Source organism: Microbacterium sp. MDV22-iso44 (assembly GCF_058629135.1).
On sequence record NZ_JBZVWS010000003.1, the window covers coordinates 216,522 to 231,878 of the forward strand.

Below are 15,357 nucleotides of genomic sequence, written 5' to 3' on the forward strand. Positions count from 1 at the left end.
TTCGGGTGGGGCCGTTTCTCGTCAAGCGAGGCCGTAGCGGTGCGCCCAGACGACGGCGGCGACACGGTCGCGGGCGCCGAGCTTCTGCAGGACGTTCGACACGTGCGTCTTCACCGTCGCCTCGCCGATGTAGAGCTCGCGGGCGATCTCGCCGTTGCTCATCGCCTGCGCGAGCAGCCGCAGCACCTCGACCTCGCGGTCGGTGAGCTCCACCGGAAGGCGGGGCGCGGCATCCGTCTCACGGGGGAGGGATGCCGCCGGTTCCGTCGCGGTCGACGCGAACCGCGCGATCACCCGGCGGGTCACCGACGGCGACAGCAGCGCCTCGCCCGAGTGCGCGAGGCGGACGGCGCTCGTCAACTCCTCGGGGCCGGCGTTCTTGAGGAGGAACCCGCTCGCCCCGGCCGAGAGCGCCTGGAACAGGTAGTCGTCGCGGTCGAAGGTCGTGACGATGACGACGGATGCCGCGATCCCGGCATCCGCCACGATCTGCCGCGTCGCCTGAAGGCCGTCCATGTCGGGCATCTGCACGTCCATGCAGATGACGTCGGGCTGGAGCGTGCGGGCGGCTTCGACCGCTGCGCGACCGTCACCGGCCTCACCGACCACCTCGATGTCGCCCGCCGCCTCGAGGATCATGCGGAACCCCGCGCGCATGACGGCGTGGTCGTCGACCAGCAGCACCCGGATCATGCCGGCACCGCCTGCGACAGCGGCACGCGCACGCGCACGAGGAACCCGCCGCGCGGGCGCGCCCGCGCCTCGAGCGCTCCTCCGGAGGACGTCGCACGTTCGCGCATCCCGACGAGGCCGAGGCCCGCCCGTCCGGAGATCGGCGCGCGGCCCTCGTTCGAGACCTCGAGTTCGACGGCGTCGTCGGCGTAGCGCAGCCGCACGTCGGCGGTCGCACCCGGACCGCCGTGGCGGCGCGCGTTCGTTAGCGCCTCCTGCGCGATGCGATACAGGTTCACCTGCACGAGTTCGGGTGTCGGCACGGGGGTGCCCACGACCGAGAGAGTCGTCGGCAGGCCGTTCTCGTTGGCATGGGCGACGAGGTCCGGCAGGGCGTCGAGGCGGACGGTCGACCCCCCGGGCGCCTCGGTCTCGGGTGTCCGGAGCGTCTCGAGCAGCTGGCGCAGTTCGGTCAGCGCCTGGCGCGCCGAGGACTCGACGCCGGTCAGCGCGGTGCGCGCGGCATCCGGATCCCGGTCGAGCACCGTGCGCGCGGCTCCCGCCTGCACGCCCATCGCAGAGACGTGGTGCGCGACGACGTCGTGCAGCTCGCGGGCGATGCGCACCCGGTCGAGGGCGACCGCCTGGGCGGCCGTCCGCTCGCGTTCCCGCTCGAGCTCGGCCGTGCGCTCCTCAAGGGCGGTGCGCTCCGTCGCGCCCGTGTAGGCGCGCTCGCCGAACAGGTATGCCCCGCCGAAGAAGGCCACGTTGACGAGGAACTGGATCATCGCGAAGGCCGCGAACGGCGAGAACGGCCCCTCCTGCGACAGGCCGCCCTCGGACGACGAGGCCGCCGTCTGGAAGATCGTGATCATCAGCCACACGAACATCGCGACGATGAGCAGGATACGCACGAGCGCCGCGCGGCGACGATCCGCCACCCAGGAGCCGACCGTGTACATCCCGACGAACAGGGCGACGTTGCCGACGTAGAGCTCGGGGATGCGCGCCGAGACGCCCACGAAGAACACGACCGACACGACGATCAGGGCCGTCATCGGGTAACGCCGCCGGAAGGCGAGAGGCGCGGTCATGGCGAAGGAGTAGAGGAGCCCCCAGACGAGGTCGGGTTGCGCATCGTTGTAGATGCCCGAGACCGAGCCCAGGGCTGTGCTGATCATCGCGGCGACGAACAGTCCGGCGGCGAGCCAGGCGTCCTGGCGGCGTTCGGCCGCGGTCGCTGCGCGGCGGAGCATCGATTCGGGCATGCTCTCCACGCTAGAGGGGGTCGCGGGTCCCGGCATCCGTCGCGCGGGGGAGCCGCCGGGCCGTCGTCAGAAGATCATCGGACGGTCGTCGTCGTCCTCGCCGTTCAGATCCAGGTCGACCACGACCGGGACGTGGTCGCTCGGGATCTCGCCCTTGCGCTCGTCGCGGTGGATGGATGCCCCGACGACGCCGTCGGCGAAGGCCGGGGAGCCGAGGATGAAGTCGATGCGCAGGCCCTCGTTGCGCGGGAAGCGCAGCTGCTTGTAGTCCCAGTAGGTGTAGCCGGTGGGGACGAGCGGGCGGACGGTGTCGGTGAGGCCGGCGTCGAGCAGTGCCTGGAACGAGGCGCGCTCTTCGGGGGAGACGTGGGTCGACACGCCCTGGACGATCGTCGGGTCGCCGTTGTCGGCATCCGTCGGGGCGATGTTGAAGTCGCCGACGAGCGCAAGAGGCAGGTCGGGTTGAGCGGCGAGCGTCGACTGCGTGTAGGCGCGCAGGGCCTCGAGCCAGTGCAGCTTGTAGGTGAAGTGGGGGTCGTCGAGTCCGCGGCCGTTCGGGACGTAGAGGCTCCAGACCTTGACCCCGTCGATCGTGGCGCCGAGCGCCCGGGCCTCCTGCGGGGCATCCGGTCCCTCATGCCCCTTCAGGAACCCCGGCATGTCGGGGAACGCGTATTCGACGTCCGTGATCGGCTCGCGGCTCGCGATCGCGACGCCGTTCCACTGATTCAGGCCGTGCGCCTCGACGTGGTAACCGGCCTCTTCGAACGCCTCGTAAGGGAACTGCTCGGGCTTGCACTTGATCTCCTGCATCGCGAGCACGTCGATGTTCTCGCGCACGGCGAAGTCGACGGTGCGCACGATGCGCGCGCGGATCGAGTTGACGTTCCAGGTGGCAAGCCGCATGGTCTCCAGCCTAGATCGGGCGTCCGACGCCGTCGGTCCTAGACTCGTCCCGTGACCGTCGCCTCCATGCCCGCACTCGAAGCCGACCGCCAGCGCCTCATCTCGCTCATCCAGGAGGAGGCCGTCTTCCACGGCGACTTCACCCTGTCGAGCGGCAAGAAGGCGTCGTACTACGTCGACATGCGCAAGCTCACGCTCGACCACCGCGCCGCGCCGGCCATCGGGCGGATCATGCTCGACCTCATCCGTGACGTCGACGGCATCGTCGCGGTCGGCGGTCTGACGCTTGGCGCCGACCCCATCGCCAACGCCGTCATGCACGAATCTGCGCGCACCGATTCCCCGCTCGACGCGTTCGTCGTCCGCAAGGAGCCCAAGGACCACGGCCGCGGTCGCCAGGTCGAGGGGGCGGATGTCGTCGGCAAGCGCGTCATCGTGGTCGAGGACACCTCGACCACGGGCCAGTCGGCGCTGAAGGCCGTCGAGGCGCTGCGCCGCGAGGGTGCCGAACCCGTCGCCGTCGCCGTCATCGTCGACCGCAAGACCGGAGCGCAGGCCGCCGTCGAGGCGGAGGGTCTCACGTGGCTCGCCGCGATCGACCTCGACGACCTGGGACTGCAGCCCCAGTAATCGGTCTACTTGGGCTCGAGGTCGTCCCAGGGTTTGCGGTCGTTGCGATCGTCGCCGCGTCGGCGCACCGCACCCACGACGATGACCACGAGCGACGTCACCAGCGAGAGTCCGACGACGGCGAACAGCAGATTCTGCTCGAGTCCGTTCATGCCTCAACTCTCCCACGAAGGGATGCCGCGACGCGGCGCCCGAGCGTAGGGTCGAGGGTGTGGCGCGAAACGACTGGGACCCCAACGATCTCCCCGATCTGAGCGGCCGTCGCTACCTCGTCACCGGGTCTAACACGGGCCTCGGATTCTTCTCCTGCCTGCAGCTCGCCGGCGCCGGTGCCCACGTCGTCATGACGGCGCGGAACCCGTCGAAACTGTCACGTGCGCGCGCCGCGATCCTGGCGCAGGTGCCGGATGCCGACCTCGAGACGCTCGCACTCGACACCAGCAACCTGGGCTCGGTGCGCGCCGCCGCGGCGACCGTCCGCGGCCGCGTAGGACTGCACGGCGTGTTGTTCAACGCCGGGATCGTGCACCCGCCGAAGACCCGTGAAGTCACCCGCGACGGCCACGAACTCGTCATCGCCACGAACGCCCTCGGCCACTACGCGCTTGCGGGTGCCCTCCTTCCCGCGCTCGCCGCGGCGCGGGGCCGGATGGTGTGGCTCGGCTCGGTCGCGACGAAGCTCTTCCCGTGGGATCCGATCGACCCCGAACTCGTCGACGACTACACGCCGTGGCGTGCCTACGTGCAGTCCAAGGTCGCGACCTCCGCGCTCGGTTTCGAAGCCGACCGGCGCCTGCGGGCGGCATCCGTCCCCGTCGCGAGTCTCGTCGCCCACCCGGGGTACTCCCTCGGCGGTCGTACCCGGCGGATCGCGGGGGTCAGTGTGCCGTCGCGACGCAAGCGGTTCCTCGGCGGGCTGCAGGCCGCGGTCTCGCAGTCGAAGGAGAGCGGCGCGTGGGCTCCCGTCCGGGCGCTGATCGACCCCGACGCCGAAGGCGGGCAGTACTGGGGGCCGGCGCGCACGTACACGGGGTCGCCCGTGCTCGTCCGCCCGTCGCGGGTCACGATCGATCCCGACGTCGGCGCCCGCATGTGGCACTACGCCGAGCACGCGACGCGGGCCGAATGGCCCTACCTCAAGGGCCGCAAGCTGCGCCTTCGCTGACGCTCAGGCGGTGAGCCAGACCGCCCGCGCGGCGGCCGGCGGCAGGTCGATCGTCGGGCCGCCGTCGACCTGCACGGCGTCGCGCCCCGTGGCGGTGACCGTGTGGCCGACGTCGAGGCCGACCTCCTCGAGCGAGCGCAGCAGCGCGGGGTCGCGATCCGAGACCCGGAGCACCCGTCCGGTGTGCCCGATCGTCGCCTCGGCGAGCAGGACGAACGGCTCGCGCTCCACGCTGCCGTCGGGTGCCGGGATGGCGTCGCCGTGCGGGTCGAACCGCGGATGCCCCAGCCGCGCGTCGATCCCCGCGAGCAGCCGATCGCTGATCGTGTGTTCGAGGACCTCGGCCTCGTCGTGCACCTCGTCCCACGCGTAGTCGAACTCGCGCACGAGCCACGTCTCGATGAGGCGATGCCGGCGGATCACCGCGGTCGCGCGGAGGGTCCCGGCATCCGTCAGCGAGATCGGACCGTAGGGACGGTGCGACACGAGACCCTGAGCGGCGAGCTTCTTGATCATCTCGGTCACCGACGAGGGCGCGAGTCCGAGTTCGGCGGCCAGCACCGAGGGAGTGACGGGATCGGTCTGCCACTCGGTGTGGTGGTAGATCGTCTTCAGATAGTCGTCGACGGTGGACGCGGGCACGCGCCCCAGATTATCCGGCGGCCGGTCACGAACCGAACGCGGCGGCATCCTGAGCCGGCGATCCCCGCCCCACGTCACCACGACTGACCCACTCGCGGAGAAGCGCCCTCTCGGCCGCGCTGAGATCCGTCAACTCGTCCGCTACAGCCCGGAGCTGGATGAGAAGGGCATCGACAGGACGAGAGGATGTCTCACCCCGGCCCTCGACGATGCGGCCGAGAATGGCGTCCAGCATGTCGTCGGACAGCGTCGACATGCGCTCCGCGTCGGCGGGCGAGGTGAGCAGTGAGCGGATCACCCCGTCGCCCGCCGCGCGGATCAGGTCTACCGCTCTCTCCTCGGTGACCAGCAGGACTCCCGCCGCCGCAACCGCTCGGACGCGCACTGTCAGGACGTCGGGGATGCCCGTCGGCGCGGAGGCGTCGGCTCCTCGACTCGCCCGGGTGGCGTCGTTCATGAGGAGATACAGCCCCGGATTGGCGAGCCCGAAGTCGATGTGTGCTCGCCATGCTGTCCTTAGAGCAACGACGGGGTCGGCGTCGTCGTCGGCGACATCCTTCGATCGGGCATAGGTCTCGAGGACGTAGGCGGCGACCGCCCGCACCAGACCCTGCTTGTCTTCGAACAGGCGGTAGATCGTGGGGGCCTGCACGCCCGCCCGCACAGCAACGGCGCGGGTGGTCATCGCGGCTGCGCCGCCCTCGGCGATGAGCTCGCTGGCCGCGAGGAGGATCGTCTCCCGCAGACGATGCCGTTGGGTGTCCTCTTCCTCGGTGCTCATGGTTACGACGATACCGTCTCGATGTTACTGTCGATATTATCCGCGATAACACTTCGTCGATATCACCGATAGAGCTCAGAAGGATGGTCAGCCATGTCGCAAAAGATCACGATCGTCGGACTGGAGGAGCACATCGCGCTTCCCCTCGTGTTGGATGCCTGGGAGCGCGCTGGCGTCCACCCCAACCCGCACGGCGGGTGGGGGGATGCCCCCTTCGCGCGCCGACTCCGCAGCACCGGGGAGGAACGCCTGGCCGACATGGACGATCAGGGGATCGACATGGCCGTTCTCTCACTGAACTCGCCCGGGGTCCAGAACCTGTCTGCCGCGGACGCGCCCGTCGTCGCCCGCGACGCGAACGATCACCTTGCCGCGATCGTCGCGGAACGTCCCGACAGGTTCCAGGCATGGGCCACGATCCCCACGGCCGATCCGACCGCGGCAGCCACGGAGCTCGAGCGGGCCGTCACCCGACTCGGCATGGTCGGCGCGATGCTCTACGGCCGGACCGGCGATGTCCTGGCGGATTCGCTCGCGTACGACGAGATGTACGCGAAGGCCGTCGAACTCGGCGTGCCCCTGCACTTCCACCCGCAGGTACCCACTCCCGGGGTCATCGACTCCTACTATTCGGGTCTCGGCCCCGCTGGCATGGGACTGGCCACCGCCGGACTCGGGTGGTACTACGACCTCGGCATCCAGTACATGCGGATGATCTTCAGCGGCGTCTTCGACCGCCACCCCGACCTGCAGGTCGTTGCCGGGCACTGGGGCGAGTTGGTGATGTTCTACCTCGACCACACCGGCATCATGGCCCACAATGCGGACCTCGAGCGCCCGCTGCTCGATTACTGGACGCAGAACTTCTGGATCGCCGGCAGCGGCACGGTGTCGGAGCGTTACCTGCGCTGGACCGCCGAGGTCGTCGGCACGGAACGTATGGTCTACTCCACCGACTACCCGTATACGTTCGGCACCCGGCCCGGCGGGTTTCCTTTCCTCGACACCTCGGCCGGGGTCGGGCGCAGCTTCCTCGAGCACTCCCCCTTCACCCACGAACAGAAGGTCGCCATCGGATCCGGAAACTGGGAGGCGCTGCGGGCCCGGCGGCGATGACGGCCAAAGGTCGTGTCGTCACGAGCCGAACAAGGTGAGCCAGAGCAGCAGCCCGTTGAGCGCGACGAGGAAGACCGACGCCAGGATTCCGGCGGCCGTCGTCCACGTCCGGTTGCGGTACGCGCCGAGCACATCCCTCTTCGCGGTGAGCGAGACGAGGGGGATGAGGGCGAACGGGATGCCGAAGCTCAGCACGACCTGGCTGATGATCAGCGCGAGCGTCGGGTCGACGCCGATGGCGAGGATCGCGAGCGCCGGCACGAGCGTCACGAGGCGGCGCGCGAGGAGCGGGATGCGGACGCGCAGCAGCCCGTGCATGATCTCGGCTCCCGCATACGCGCCGACCGCGCTGCTGGCGAGGCCGCTCGCGAGGAGCCCGACGGCGAACAGCGTCGCGACGACCGGACCGATGCCGTTCTGCAGCGCCGCGTAGGCGCCCTCGAGACTGTCGGTTCCGGGGACCCCGGCGAGGTTCGCCGCCGCCAGCAGCAGGATGCCGAGGTTCACCGTCCCCGCGATGGCCAGGGCGATCGTGACGTCCCAGCGCGTGGCGCGGAGCACCCGGCGGGTGTCGAGGGCCGCGCCGGTGGCCGCGGCATCCGCTCGACGGCTCTGGGCAGGACGGAAGCGGTCACGGGCGAGGGAGCTGTGCGCGTAGATCGCGTGCGGCATGATCGTCGCCCCGAGGATGGATGCCGCCAGCAGCACCGATCCGGTCCCCTCGAATCGGGGGAGCAGGCCGCCGGCGACGCCGGACGCGTCGGGCGGGCCGATGAAGACGCCGTAGGTGAAACCGACCGCGATGATCACCATCAGGCCGATGATGACGAACTCGAAGGTGCGCGCGCCGCGGCGGGATTGGATCAGCAACAGCGCGATCGAGACGGCGCCCGTGATGAGCCCGCCCCACACGAGCGGCACGCCGAACAGCAGCCACAGGGCGACCGCACCGCCGATGATCTCGGCGACGTCGGTCGCCATCGCGACGAGCTCCGCCTGCAGCCAGTACGCGCGGCGAGCGGTGCGCGTGCGGAAGCGGGCGCCGAGGAGTTCGGGAAGGCTCCGCCCTGTCACGATGCCGAGCTTCGCCGACAGGTACTGGATCAGCCAGGCCATGACGTTGCCGAGTACGACGACCCACACCAGCAGGTAGCCGTAGCGGGCGCCGGCGGTCATGTTGCTCGCGACGTTCCCCGGGTCGAGGTAGGCGACTCCCGCGACGAGTGCCGGCCCGAGCAGCCACGCCGCACGAGGGCCGCGCACTCGGGACGCGGCATTTTTCGGCATACCGAAAAATCTAACAGGGCCAACGGATGCCCGGAAGCACCGTCGTGGCTCCGGCGAGCTCAGCCCGTGGGGGACTCGAGCTTGTACCCCACGCCGTGCACGGTGATGAGTTTCGCCGGCCGCTGGGGGTCGTCCTCGATCTTCAGTCGCAGGTTCTTCACGTGGGTGTCGATGGTGCGCGGGCCGATCCACTGCGCGGAGCCGTGCAGCCGGTCGAGGAGCTGCGACCGGCTGAGGACGATGCCCGACTGAGTGGCGAACTCGAGCAGCAGATCGAACTCGGCTCGGGTCAGCTCGACGGGTCGCGCATCGACGGTCACCGTTCGGCGCTCGGGATCGATGACGAGGCCCCCCACGACGACGTCGGTGCGGATCGTCGTGGCAGGCAGCGCCCGCCGCAGCAGGGCGCGGACGCGACCGACGAGTTCGCGAGGGCTGTAGGGCTTCGTGACGTAGTCGTCGGCACCGAGCTCGAGACCGAGAAGCAGATCGTTCTCGGTCGACCGCGCCGTGAGGATCAGGATCGGCAGCTCGTGCATCTCTTCGCGAAGCGTGCGGCACAAGGTGAGCCCGTCGAGTCCGGGGAGCATCACGTCGAGGATCAGCAGGTCGGGGGAGGAGGCGCGGATCGAGGTCAGTGCGATGGCTCCGTCGTCGATGACCTCGACATCGTGCCGTTCGCGCTCGAGGTATCGGCGGATGAGCTCGGACTGCAGGGCGTCGTCCTCGACGATCACGATGCGGGCCACGTCATCGACTGTAGGCGCGCGACCGGAACGAAGACGGTCTCGGCACCGCACGCTCACATTCCCTTCACAACCGGCGATCACTGTGGGGGCAACGACAGAGATCGGAGAACCATGTTCCGCCATTCGACCCGCCACCTGGGTGTACTCGCCGGCCTCGCCCTGACGGTGTTGCTCGCGACCGGCTGCACCGCCGGTACGGCGCCGCAGGGCCAGGATGCCGCCCCTGTTCCGGACGGTCAGATCGCGAGTCTCGAGACGGCGGCGCCCGAGAAGACGGCGACGGAGGACCCGTTGACCGCCGAATACGGTGAGCCGGTCCGGCTGCGCCTCGACATGACCGAGGAGGAGGGCGAGGCGGCGTGGCAGCCTCGAGAGCGATGCCTCGCGGATCGGATGCCCAAGGCGACGATCACGGGCGGCCAGGACAGCGGCGTGGGCGTTGCGACCAACGACGACCCCGAGGCGGCTGCCGAGGCGGAGGCGTTCTGCATGAGGTTCGCGCCGCTCCCGCCGCACGAGCTCGACGCCCAGAACCCGGACGCGCTGCGATTCGCTCAGAAGGTGGTCGACTGCCTGCACGCCGAGGGCGTCCGCTACGTCGAGATCACCCCCGCAGACGAGTTCGGACAGATCAACTTCGCTTTCGGTGGTGAGCAGAACGACTCGGCGTCGATCTCGCTGGGGATGGCGAAGGTCGACGGGTGCGTCGCCGGCGTCTCGGGAGGAACCCGATGAGCCGCGACCGCCGTCGACGCACCTTCGCCATCGCGGCAGCCGCCGTGGGGGCGACTCTCCTCCTCGCCGCGGGTGGGGTGGCAGCCGTGACCAACGCGACCGAGCAGTCGCCGGAACCCGCGCCGTCATCGCAGGTGGAACGTGCGACAGCCGAGATCGAGCGGGGCGACCTGTCGTTGACCGCGACTCTGGACGGGTCGATCGGGTTCGGCGCCGCCGAGCCCGTGTCGGTCAAGGCGAAAGGGACGATCACCTGGCTGCCGGCACCGGATACAGACCTCGCGCGAGGCGCGGCGGCACTCCGTGTCGATGACCGCGCCATCCCGGTGCTCATCGGGACGACCGCGCTCTACCGGCCCTTGACCTCGTGGGGCATGACCGGTGCCGACGTGAGCATGGTGGCGGCGAACCTCATGGAGCTCGGGTATCTCCGCCGGGCCGACCCGGCGGATGCGCGGACCAACAGTGCGTTCCGCGCGGCCGTGCGCTCTTGGCAGAAGGCGCTCGGCCTCGAACGGACGGGAGACCTCGCACCGACGGATGTCGTCGTCCTCACCGCCGAGAGTCGCATCGCGAAAGTGACCGCCCGGCTCGGCGACACCGCAACCGGAACGCCGTTCACCGCCTCGACCACCGCGAGGATCGTCCAGGCGGTCGTTCCCGCCGGCGACGCGGGGCTCGTGGGTGCGGGGGCGGCTGCGGAGATCGAGCTGCCCGACGGCCGCAAGCTGGAAGGCACGATCCGCGACGTCGGCACGGCGGGCGACGGGGCGCAGTCCCAGGTGCGGGCGACGGTCGAGATCGCGGACCAGAAGGCCGTCGCCGAGGTGGATGCCGGGGCCGTCGTCGTCCGCGTCGTGACGAAGACCGTCGCCGACGTGCTCATCGCCCCCGTGCCCGCGCTCATCGCGCTCGCCGAGGGGGGCTACGCGCTGCAGGACGAATCCGGGCGGCTGCGCGCCGTCACGATCGGGCTCATCGCGGACGGCCGCGTCGAAGTGACCGGTGACGGGATCACCGCCGGCATGACGGTGGTGACCGCACGATGACCACGCCTGCTCTCGAACTCGATCACGTGGGCCGCATCCACCCGGGCGGCGTCGCGGCCCTGCAGGACGTGTCGCTCCGGATCGATGCGGGCGAGATCATCGCGATCGTCGGACGGTCCGGCGCCGGCAAATCGACGCTCCTGAACGTCCTCGGCACCCTCGACCGGCCCACCAGCGGAACCGTCCGGGTCGGCGGCATCGACACCGACGACCTCGATGACCGAGCGCTCTCGACCCTGCGGGGGCGGACGATCGGTTTCGTCTTCCAGAGCTTCCATCTGACCGACGGGCTGAGCGCCGAGGACAACGTCGCGACGGCGCTCCTGTACAGCGGCGTCCCGCGCCGGCTCCGTCGCGATCGCGCCCGAGCGGCGCTCGAGCGGGTGGGGCTGGCGCACCGCCTCGCGCACCGGGCTCGGGACCTCTCCGGCGGGGAGCGCCAGCGTGTCGCGATCGCCCGCGCCGTCGTCACCGAACCCCTGGTCGTCTTGGCCGACGAGCCGACCGGAGCGCTCGACAGTGCCAACGGCGAACGCATCGTCGACCTCCTCGAGCGACTCAATCGGGAGGGCACGACCGTCGTGGTCATCACCCACGACACCGGATTGGCCGCTCGGATGCCGCGCCGGGTCGAGCTCCGCGACGGCGGGATCGTGTCGGATACGGCCGCTCCTGCAGGGGAAGAGGTCGCTCATGTCTGAACGTCGGCCTCGCCTCGGCATCCGGGACCTTCTGGCCCTCGGCACCGTGGGGCTGTTCACCCGCCCGCTGCGCGCCGTGTTGGCCTCGCTCGGAGTCGCCATCGGCATCGCCACCCTCGTGACGGTCACCGCGCTGCCCGCCTCGTCGCAGGCCGCGCTCGATCAGGAGCTCACGAAGCTCGGAGCGAACCTGCTGCGAGCCGATCCGAGGGTCGGCGTCGACGGTGAGCCGATCCCGCTCCCTCCCGAATCGCGCGGCATGCTGCAACGCATCGGTCCCGTCACGGATGCCGCGACGGTCGGAAACGCCCATGCGGGAGTCCGGAGCAACGCACTCCGCGACTACGTCGAGAGCGGCATCACGACCCTCGCGGTGACGGGCGACCTGCTCGGTGTGCTCCGGGGCGAGCTGGCCGAAGGCCGGTGGATGGGTGACGATCCGTTGCCGGTCGTCGTCCTCGGCTCCGATGCCGCAGACCGGCTCGGACTTTCACGGCTCCCCGATCGTGCGGTGTCGATCGACCTCGGCGGCATCCCGTTCCGGGTCATCGGCGTTCTGGAGGACACCCCTCTCGCGCCCGACCTGCAGTCGGCCGTGCTCGTGAGCGACGCGGCCGCCCGGCGATGGCTCGACTTCGACGGCGCCCCCACGGTGGCCTACCTCACCGGCACCGAGTCGCAGATCGAGGCGCTCCGGCCCATCGTGGCCGCGACGCTCTCGCCGGGGGCCGCCGGCATGGTGCAGGTCAGTCGCCCGTCGGCCGTGCTCGCCGCGAAGGATGCCGCCCAGGCGAACTTCGATGGACTGTTCCTGACACTGGCGGGGATCGCCCTCCTTATCGGCGGGATCGGGATCGCGAACACGATGTTCGTCTCGGTGCTCGAGCGCCGGAGCGAGATCGGGCTGCGCCGGGCGCTCGGTGCGCATCGGGGGCAGATCCGTGCGCAGTTCCTCGTCGAAGCGGTGGTCCTCTGCTCGATGGGTGGGCTCCTGGGAGTCTCGCTCGGGCTGCTCGGCACGGTGCTGTGGAGTGCGACGCAGGGGTGGCCGGTGGTCATCCCGGTCGCGACGATCGTCCTCGGCGTGACGGCATCCCTGGTGACGGGGGCGCTCGCCGGGCTCGCGCCGTCGATCCATGCGGCACGGCAGTCGCCGACCGCTGCCCTCGCCGCGGGATGAGGGGCGCAGCGGATGAGGGGGCGGCGGGTGAGAGCATTGCCGACGGGATGAGCGTGCGATCGGACGAGCAGCAGACACGGCGACGGACGCCGCGCCTGCTGCTGCGGTACCTCGCCGCAGGCCTCCTCCTGGTCGTCGCGTCGGTCGGCAGCACGCTGTGGCTCGCGCAGACGGCGGAGTACCGCTTCGACCAGCAGTCATCGGATGCCGCCCTCGCCCGGAACGAGCAGATCCTCGACGAACTGAGTCTGTGGGCCGGCCGGCATCCGACCTGGGACGGAGTCGGACCCGAGCTCCTCGAACTCGCGCACGACACCGGCCGGCGGATCGCGCTCGTCGGGGGGGACGGAGAGCTGATCGCCGACAGTGCGCCGACTCTGCCGCGACCCGAGGAGTCGACGATGACGTTCGATCCGCTCGAGGAGTACGCCGAGCCGGGCACCCTCGAGCTGCGCCTGCACCGGGGGATCGTCGGACCCTTTGGTCTCAGCGAGGATCAGCGGACGGCGCTGACCGCGCGCGCTGCTGACGTCCGCGCCTGCCTGGGAACGGCGGTCATCGGCTCGACCGTCTGGACGACGGGACGCCCGGTGGTGTGGGCCACGGACAACGCCCCGGATTGCGGGCGGACCCGACTCGACACCCCGCTGCCGTCCGAACAGGACGCTCTCGACGAACTGCGCGAACTCACGAACCGGTGCCTGCTCGACGCCAGTGCTCCTCCGATCGACCGGGTCGACCTCGACCTCTCGGCCGCGTCGGCGAGAACGGAACTCGCGTTCCGCACCGATCCCCCCGGGTCGGAGATCACCGCGGGATGCCTCCTCAGCGCACAGGTCGAGCAGGCCTCCGCCGTCACGGCGCCGACCGTCCAGATCGTCCTCACGAACCTCCGGGGGAACGTCCGCGGGCCCTTCGACGCGAGCCCGGGGACGATCGCACGACTCGCGATCGTCGTGGTCGTGCTCCTGGCTCTTCTCGCGGCCGCAGCCGCCATCATCCTCGCGCCGACCCTTCGGAGCGCGCGCAAGCTCGAAGACGCCGCCGACCGCTTCGCCGCCGGAGAGCGTGCGGGTCGGAGCGGAGTCGGTGCGACGGACGACCTCGCCCACGTGGGTGCGGCGTTCGACCGGATGTCGGCGGAGATCGCCAGTCACGAGACCGCCCGCCGCCGTCTTCTCGGTGACGTGGCACACGAACTGCGGAGCCCCCTGACGAACATCCGCGGCTGGGTCGAGGCCGCTGACGACGGGCTCGGAATGAGCGATGCCGAATTGCGGAGCCTCGTGCTCACCGAAGCGGGACGCATGGAGACCATCACGCGCGACCTGCAGTTGCTCGCGCTCGCCGAGACGGGCGACCTCGCCGTCGACCTCGCACCGGTGGATGCCGCCGAGGTCGTCCGCAGCGTCGTTGCGGCCCATCTCGTTCGCGCCGCGGCCGCAGACGTCACGCTGGCCGCCGACGTCGAGGGACCTCTGCCGATGCGCACCGATGCCGCGCGCCTCGGGCAGATCCTGAGCAACCTGGTGGGCAATGCTCTCCGCCACACCGCCGCGGGCGGGTCCGTGCGGGTCGGCGCGGGTGCGACGGGCGGAACCGTCCGCTTCGAGGTGACCGATGACGGCGAGGGCATCGCCGCCGACGACCTGCCGTTCGTGTTCGACCGGCTGTGGCGGGGAGACCCGGCGCGCACGCGGTCGGGCGAGAGCTCCGGACTCGGGCTGTCGATCGTTCAGGGACTCAGCCAGGCGCTGGGTGGATCGGTCGAGGTCACGAGCGAGGTGGGCGTCGGGTCCCGCTTCACCGTCCTCCTGCCAGGATGCCCCGACTAACCTGGACCGGTGCCAGACCCGACCGAGCCCGACGCCGAGCCGCAGCTTCCGGTGGGGGTCGGGCCGTGGCCGGGCGAGTGGCCCGACGATCCGCACTACGACCGCGACCTGCTCGAGCACGGTGACCGCCGCAACGTCGTCGACCGCTACCGGTACTGGACGATGGCGGCGATCGTGGCGGACCTCGACGAAAAGCGGCATCCGTTCCACGTGGCGATCGAGAACTGGCAGCACGACATGAACATCGGCTCGATCGTCCGCAGCGCCAACGCGTTCGGCGCCGCCGAGGTGCACATCATCGGCAAACGGCGCTGGAACCGGCGCGGCGCGATGGTCACCGATCGGTACCAGCACGTCCGCCACCACGAGGACGTCGCGACCTTCACCGCGTGGGCGGATGCCGCGGGCCTTCCGGTCCTCGCGATCGACAACGTCGACGGCTCGGTTCCGGTCGACCGGGCGGACCTGCCCGAGCGCTGCGTCCTGCTGTTCGGCCAGGAGGGGCCGGGGCTGTCGCCCGAGGCGCTCGCCGCGGCATCCGGCGTCGTCGAGATCACCCAGTACGGGTCGACCCGGTCGATCAACGCCTCGGCCGCCGCGGCGGTCGTCATGTACGAATGGTGCCGCCGCTACGCGTGAGC

The 15,357-nt window shown here is 70.5% G+C and carries 17 protein-coding genes; 9 read left to right on the forward strand and 8 right to left on the reverse strand.

The window, feature by feature from the left end; translation table 11 throughout:
* Positions 1-21: 21 nt before the first annotated feature.
* The 3 genes from AC4NN1_RS11315 to AC4NN1_RS11325 form a co-directional block, all read right to left on the reverse strand.
* The gene (locus tag AC4NN1_RS11315; protein WP_491955358.1) at positions 22-693 is read right to left on the reverse strand and encodes a response regulator; all 672 of its coding nucleotides are present in this window, start codon (positions 691-693) and stop codon (positions 22-24) included.
* Positions 690-1,940: a sensor histidine kinase gene (locus tag AC4NN1_RS11320; protein WP_491955359.1), complete on the reverse strand. Its 1,251-nt coding sequence runs from the start codon at positions 1,938-1,940 to the stop codon at positions 690-692. Before AC4NN1_RS11320 ends, AC4NN1_RS11315 begins: the two co-directional genes overlap by 4 nt.
* Positions 1,941-2,006: 66 nt before the next feature.
* Entirely contained in the window at positions 2,007-2,846 is an 840-nt protein-coding gene (locus AC4NN1_RS11325) for an exodeoxyribonuclease III (RefSeq protein ID WP_491955360.1), read from the reverse strand.
* Between the two features lie 51 nt (positions 2,847-2,897).
* Between AC4NN1_RS11325 and pyrE the strand changes: the two genes are divergently transcribed.
* The gene (pyrE, locus tag AC4NN1_RS11330) at positions 2,898-3,476 is read left to right on the forward strand and encodes an orotate phosphoribosyltransferase (protein ID WP_491955361.1); all 579 of its coding nucleotides are present in this window, start codon (positions 2,898-2,900) and stop codon (positions 3,474-3,476) included.
* A gap of 5 nt (positions 3,477-3,481) precedes the next feature.
* Here the strand turns inward: pyrE and AC4NN1_RS11335 are convergent, their stop codons facing one another.
* A complete protein-coding gene (locus tag AC4NN1_RS11335) occupies positions 3,482-3,628 on the reverse strand; it encodes a hypothetical protein (RefSeq protein WP_491955362.1) in 147 nt (48 codons plus the stop codon).
* 59 nt (positions 3,629-3,687) lie between these two features.
* On the opposite strand from AC4NN1_RS11335, the gene AC4NN1_RS11340 reads away from it, so the two are divergent.
* Entirely contained in the window at positions 3,688-4,641 is a 954-nt protein-coding gene (locus tag AC4NN1_RS11340; RefSeq protein WP_363455230.1) for an SDR family NAD(P)-dependent oxidoreductase, read from the forward strand.
* 3 nt (positions 4,642-4,644) lie between these two features.
* Here AC4NN1_RS11340 and AC4NN1_RS11345 read toward each other — a convergent pair whose 3' ends face one another.
* The gene (locus tag AC4NN1_RS11345; protein ID WP_491955363.1) at positions 4,645-5,283 is read right to left on the reverse strand and encodes a metal-dependent transcriptional regulator; all 639 of its coding nucleotides are present in this window, start codon (positions 5,281-5,283) and stop codon (positions 4,645-4,647) included.
* A 25-nt stretch (positions 5,284-5,308) separates the two neighbouring features.
* A complete protein-coding gene (locus AC4NN1_RS11350) occupies positions 5,309-6,064 on the reverse strand; it encodes a TetR/AcrR family transcriptional regulator (protein ID WP_491955364.1) in 756 nt (251 codons plus the stop codon).
* A 93-nt stretch (positions 6,065-6,157) separates the two neighbouring features.
* On the opposite strand from AC4NN1_RS11350, the gene AC4NN1_RS11355 reads away from it, so the two are divergent.
* Positions 6,158-7,180 (forward strand): amidohydrolase family protein, encoded by a 1,023-nt coding sequence (locus AC4NN1_RS11355; protein WP_491955365.1) that lies wholly within the window; start codon positions 6,158-6,160, stop codon positions 7,178-7,180.
* An 18-nt stretch (positions 7,181-7,198) separates the two neighbouring features.
* Here AC4NN1_RS11355 and AC4NN1_RS11360 read toward each other — a convergent pair whose 3' ends face one another.
* A complete protein-coding gene (locus AC4NN1_RS11360) occupies positions 7,199-8,467 on the reverse strand; it encodes an Nramp family divalent metal transporter (RefSeq protein WP_491955366.1) in 1,269 nt (422 codons plus the stop codon).
* A 59-nt stretch (positions 8,468-8,526) separates the two neighbouring features.
* Positions 8,527-9,216 carry a response regulator transcription factor gene (locus AC4NN1_RS11365; protein WP_311868174.1) on the reverse strand — a complete coding sequence of 230 codons (690 nt, stop codon included), beginning with the start codon at positions 9,214-9,216 and terminating at the stop codon, positions 8,527-8,529.
* Between the two features lie 111 nt (positions 9,217-9,327).
* Between AC4NN1_RS11365 and AC4NN1_RS11370 the strand changes: the two genes are divergently transcribed.
* The 6 genes from AC4NN1_RS11370 to AC4NN1_RS11395 are packed head-to-tail and all read left to right on the forward strand — an operon-like array spanning position 9,328 to position 15,355.
* A complete protein-coding gene (locus AC4NN1_RS11370) occupies positions 9,328-9,951 on the forward strand; it encodes a hypothetical protein (protein ID WP_491955367.1) in 624 nt (207 codons plus the stop codon).
* The gene (locus AC4NN1_RS11375) at positions 9,948-11,000 is read left to right on the forward strand and encodes a peptidoglycan-binding protein (protein ID WP_491955368.1); all 1,053 of its coding nucleotides are present in this window, start codon (positions 9,948-9,950) and stop codon (positions 10,998-11,000) included. The genes AC4NN1_RS11370 and AC4NN1_RS11375 overlap by 4 nt, the downstream gene beginning before the upstream one ends.
* Positions 10,997-11,701, forward strand: coding sequence for an ABC transporter ATP-binding protein (locus AC4NN1_RS11380; RefSeq protein ID WP_336125013.1), 705 nt, complete (start codon positions 10,997-10,999; stop codon positions 11,699-11,701). The genes AC4NN1_RS11375 and AC4NN1_RS11380 overlap by 4 nt, the downstream gene beginning before the upstream one ends.
* Positions 11,694-12,881, forward strand: coding sequence for an ABC transporter permease (locus AC4NN1_RS11385; RefSeq protein WP_491955369.1), 1,188 nt, complete (start codon positions 11,694-11,696; stop codon positions 12,879-12,881). The genes AC4NN1_RS11380 and AC4NN1_RS11385 overlap by 8 nt, the downstream gene beginning before the upstream one ends.
* A 47-nt stretch (positions 12,882-12,928) precedes the next feature.
* The gene (locus AC4NN1_RS11390; protein ID WP_491955370.1) at positions 12,929-14,716 is read left to right on the forward strand and encodes a sensor histidine kinase; all 1,788 of its coding nucleotides are present in this window, start codon (positions 12,929-12,931) and stop codon (positions 14,714-14,716) included.
* Positions 14,717-14,725: 9 nt separating this feature from the next.
* Positions 14,726-15,355, forward strand: a complete 630-nt coding sequence (locus AC4NN1_RS11395; RefSeq protein ID WP_491955371.1) for a TrmH family RNA methyltransferase — start codon at positions 14,726-14,728, stop codon at positions 15,353-15,355.
* The last annotated feature ends 2 nt before the right edge of the window (positions 15,356-15,357 follow it).

Coding starts and splice junctions, on each gene's coding strand:
- AC4NN1_RS11355 (WP_491955365.1), top strand. CDS start 6,158: ATGTCGCAAAAGATCACGATCGTCGGACTGGAGGAGCACATCGCGCTT.
- AC4NN1_RS11325 (WP_491955360.1), bottom strand. CDS start 2,846: ATGCGGCTTGCCACCTGGAACGTCAACTCGATCCGCGCGCGCATCGTG.
- AC4NN1_RS11360 (WP_491955366.1), bottom strand. CDS start 8,467: ATGCCGAAAAATGCCGCGTCCCGAGTGCGCGGCCCTCGTGCGGCGTGG.
- AC4NN1_RS11390 (WP_491955370.1), top strand. CDS start 12,929: ATGAGCGTGCGATCGGACGAGCAGCAGACACGGCGACGGACGCCGCGC.
- AC4NN1_RS11370 (WP_491955367.1), top strand. CDS start 9,328: ATGTTCCGCCATTCGACCCGCCACCTGGGTGTACTCGCCGGCCTCGCC.
- AC4NN1_RS11375 (WP_491955368.1), top strand. CDS start 9,948: ATGAGCCGCGACCGCCGTCGACGCACCTTCGCCATCGCGGCAGCCGCC.
- AC4NN1_RS11320 (WP_491955359.1), bottom strand. CDS start 1,940: ATGCCCGAATCGATGCTCCGCCGCGCAGCGACCGCGGCCGAACGCCGC.
- AC4NN1_RS11315 (WP_491955358.1), bottom strand. CDS start 693: ATGATCCGGGTGCTGCTGGTCGACGACCACGCCGTCATGCGCGCGGGG.
- AC4NN1_RS11350 (WP_491955364.1), bottom strand. CDS start 6,064: ATGAGCACCGAGGAAGAGGACACCCAACGGCATCGTCTGCGGGAGACG.
- AC4NN1_RS11335 (WP_491955362.1), bottom strand. CDS start 3,628: ATGAACGGACTCGAGCAGAATCTGCTGTTCGCCGTCGTCGGACTCTCG.
- AC4NN1_RS11380 (WP_336125013.1), top strand. CDS start 10,997: ATGACCACGCCTGCTCTCGAACTCGATCACGTGGGCCGCATCCACCCG.
- AC4NN1_RS11385 (WP_491955369.1), top strand. CDS start 11,694: ATGTCTGAACGTCGGCCTCGCCTCGGCATCCGGGACCTTCTGGCCCTC.